Origin of the sequence: Nostoc sp. UHCC 0252 (genome assembly GCF_034931145.1) — a bacterium.
In the GTDB taxonomy this organism is placed as follows: domain Bacteria; phylum Cyanobacteriota; class Cyanobacteriia; order Cyanobacteriales; family Nostocaceae; genus Nostoc.
The window spans coordinates 1-3,098 of sequence record NZ_JAYGHE010000169.1; the positions used below are offsets into that span (position 1 = coordinate 1).

Sequence of the window (3,098 nt, forward strand, 5' to 3'; positions counted from 1 at the left end):
TTAAGAGCAAAAGAAGTTTCGCCGTCATAGAGCTTACTGTTACGTTCGCTCCAATAGGCTGTATCTCCGTCATAGGGGGATTTTGTTCCTTTAACCGTGACGTGTTTATTTTCGGAGTAGGGAACTGCTGGGAATGCTTTATCTAGTAATTTCTTGCTAGAGTAGCGGTTTTGCTTGGTTTCCTTGTTAAATACCGTGTAAGCTCTTTTTTGGATGTGGTATAACGAGTTTTTACTCCCGTTCATCTTGCAGAACTTATGGTAATTTCTCCAACCTCTAACTACTGGGGCTAATTTCATAGCCTTTGAGGTAGCACCATAATTCGAGTTGTTGACAATGTGTTTTACTTTCTTACGAAAAGCTTTGAAGTTATCCATTGAGGGGGTGCTTCTGAACTTTCCGTTTTTCTGGACTTTGAAGTGCCAGCCGAGGAAATTAAACCCATCTGTCGCGGCGGTAACTTTGGTTTTCTTTTGGCTTACATTCATTCCGCGTTTGCGGAGGAACTCGCTGATTCTTTCGAGTATTTCTATCGCGTTATCTTCGGGTCGGAGTAAAATAACCATGTCATCTGCGTATCGGATTGATGGCTCGATAATGTCACGTGCTGCGGTTTTGGCAGTGATTCTGAGTCTTCGATTCACATGGTATCTATGTATACTCTCAATCCCGTTGAGTGCAATATTTGCTAGTAATGGGCTGACCACTCCGCCTTGCGGGGTTCCTTGTTCAGGAAATTCTGGGTTAACTCCTGATTTTAAACATCGGAATATTCCGAGTTTTAAGCCTTTGGGGGCGATGAGTTCATCCATTATTGCTGAGTGGTTAATCCTGTCGAAGCACTTTTCGATATCGAGTTCTATAACTCGTTTTTCTATTCCGTTGCTTTGAGATTTGAGGTTATCAAAGATGTACTTTTGTGCATCGTGGGCAGAGCGCCCAGTTCTGAACCCGTAACTCCTGGCGTGGAAGGTGGCTTCGTGTGCTGGTTCGAGTGCATATTTTGCTAGGCATTGCCAAGACCTATCCGCGATGGTAGGTATTTTAAGCATTCTGGTAGTCCCGTCCTTTTTAGGGATGGGGATTTGCCGTAATCCTTGATGTTTCCAATTTCCACTATTCATTTTCAGTAGTTCTTCAAGGTTGAAGCGGTCTTCAAATGAGAGGGATTTCTTACCATCAATACCTGCCGTCTTCTTACCAGCATTTAGCTGAGATACAAGTCTAATTGCAAGAAATCGAGCCGAGGTGGATTTAAGAATAAGCTTTTGGAGTGACCTAGCTTTTCGCTTGTTTCCAACTTGAACAGCTTTGAATACGCGCTTTTGAAGGCGGAAAAGATTTCGGCGGAATTTCTTCCACGGTAGGGCTTTCCAAGATTCACTAGTTTTGTAACTGTGTCTAATCATTTTCTCTTCTAGAGTTTGTATTTTCTGAACACCTCAGACCAATTACGGTCTGTCCTACCCGAGTTGTGGGGATTCCTCCGCTCGTCTGGGCTACTTGGGGGACGAAAGCCCCTAGACCCACAACTCGTTTTTATTCGTTCCCTCGGTGAGATTGATTGTTCCGTTAGATGTAGCCAATTCAACCGCTAGATTCCCTGGACTCTTTGCCTTTTTTGAAGGTAATTACGGCGGGAATGTATCTCTAGCGGGGTCAGGGGGTTTTTCGTTGTGCCCTGCCCTATCATAGGTTGCTTTTCTAGGCTCTGTTTCATCATTAGGAACTCCCTGTTAGCGCCAGTGTCAACCCACAACGGTCGTCTGATTGCACCCTGTTCCCAGCTTCACCCTGTAGAAACCGAGTCTACTCAGTGTGGGCAGGTAAGGAGTCAATTCTGAGTCTGAATGGTAGGGCTTACACCTACATCAGACCGAGAGTTCAGTCTTTGATGACAGTAATCTGCTGTCGGGCTGGCTTAGTTATGTACGGGCTGATTACCGTGATTCACTAAGCAACGAATCGCACACCTTCTTTCAATGCGGCGATCGCAATGAAGTAGTCACTATCGAGCAGTTGCCGCAGGTAGTCTGCGCTAGGGGGATTTCCATAAGTCTCCACCTGATCGAACGCCTCACCAAAGGTTGCTAATAGAGCTTCCATTAATGCAACGTCCTCCGGCACAATCTGTTGAATGCTTAAGTTCATAAGACCTCGCGGGATTTTCCTTAACTTTTCTTGCGGTAGTGGATCTAGTAGAGTTACTAGTAGTTCGCCAAGTGAACTTGGCATTTTTGGGTTGGCAGACTACTAGAAGTATTCTATTTAGTTAAAATTGACCTATATTAGTGGAATCAGGTTCACCAGTGAATGTACACTAGTTCATACTTTTATTTGTTTATTAAAAATAAGGAATAAATACTTATGTCTGATTTTGAAGCACCAAATAGACTAGACCGTATTGAAGTATTGGCTATTAGGAATACTGAAGCTATAGCAGCACTAACCACTAAGATTGATAATTTGACTGATAATGTAAATGATTTAACAAATAATGTTGACCGTGTATTAAGCCGTAGTGCAGTTTTAGATGATGTGTTACTTGAATTACGTGATAGTCAGGAACAGCAACAAAGGAATTTTGAAGAACATCAGCGTCATTTTGATGAACATCAAAGAACTACTAACGCTGCGCTAAATAGCTTAGAAGCTATATTACTACAATTGATAAGAATATTTCCACAATCCTAAATCAGCAGTAAAGAAAACCTGCTTCTAGCCCTTGCTTTCACATAACTATTTATTTTTTATTATCTGTCTGATGGCTGATATATCTCTTCTAATTTTTCAAGCAAGCTTATCCGTAAGATAGTTTTATTTTATATCAAAAAACGTTTACTTTAAAGATAAATCTGAAAAGTATTCGTATAAATCAAAGTTGAAAAATAAAGTGGCACATTATTCCTTATTGAAGTAAAAAAAATTGCGGATTAAGCAAGCAAAACTAATTATTACAGTCTGACCTTTATTTTGAAGGCTAACTCTGTAATCAAAGAATTGGATTTATCGAACACTATCAAGGGAAAAATATGCCTAATATATCAGGAAAGCACATTTCTTACTGGATTGACTCGACACTCACAGCTAATTTTCCC

Annotated in this window: 3 protein-coding genes; 1 reads left to right on the forward strand and 2 read right to left on the reverse strand. The window is 41.2% G+C overall.

The window, feature by feature from the left end; all coding sequences use genetic code 11:
* Together VB732_RS35685 and VB732_RS35690 are read right to left on the reverse strand one after the other, a co-directional pair.
* Positions 1-1,409: reverse transcriptase domain-containing protein (locus VB732_RS35685; RefSeq protein WP_323235516.1), on the reverse strand; the 1,409-nt coding region annotated here is incomplete at its 3' end.
* Between the two features lie 544 nt (positions 1,410-1,953).
* A complete protein-coding gene (locus VB732_RS35690; RefSeq protein ID WP_323235517.1) occupies positions 1,954-2,235 on the reverse strand; it encodes a hypothetical protein in 282 nt (93 codons plus the stop codon).
* Positions 2,236-2,367: 132 nt separating this feature from the next.
* Here VB732_RS35690 and VB732_RS35695 point away from each other — a divergent pair, with 132 nt between their 5' ends.
* Positions 2,368-2,694, forward strand: a complete 327-nt coding sequence (locus VB732_RS35695) for a hypothetical protein (protein WP_190947366.1) — start codon at positions 2,368-2,370, stop codon at positions 2,692-2,694.
* Positions 2,695-3,098 lie beyond the last annotated feature (404 nt).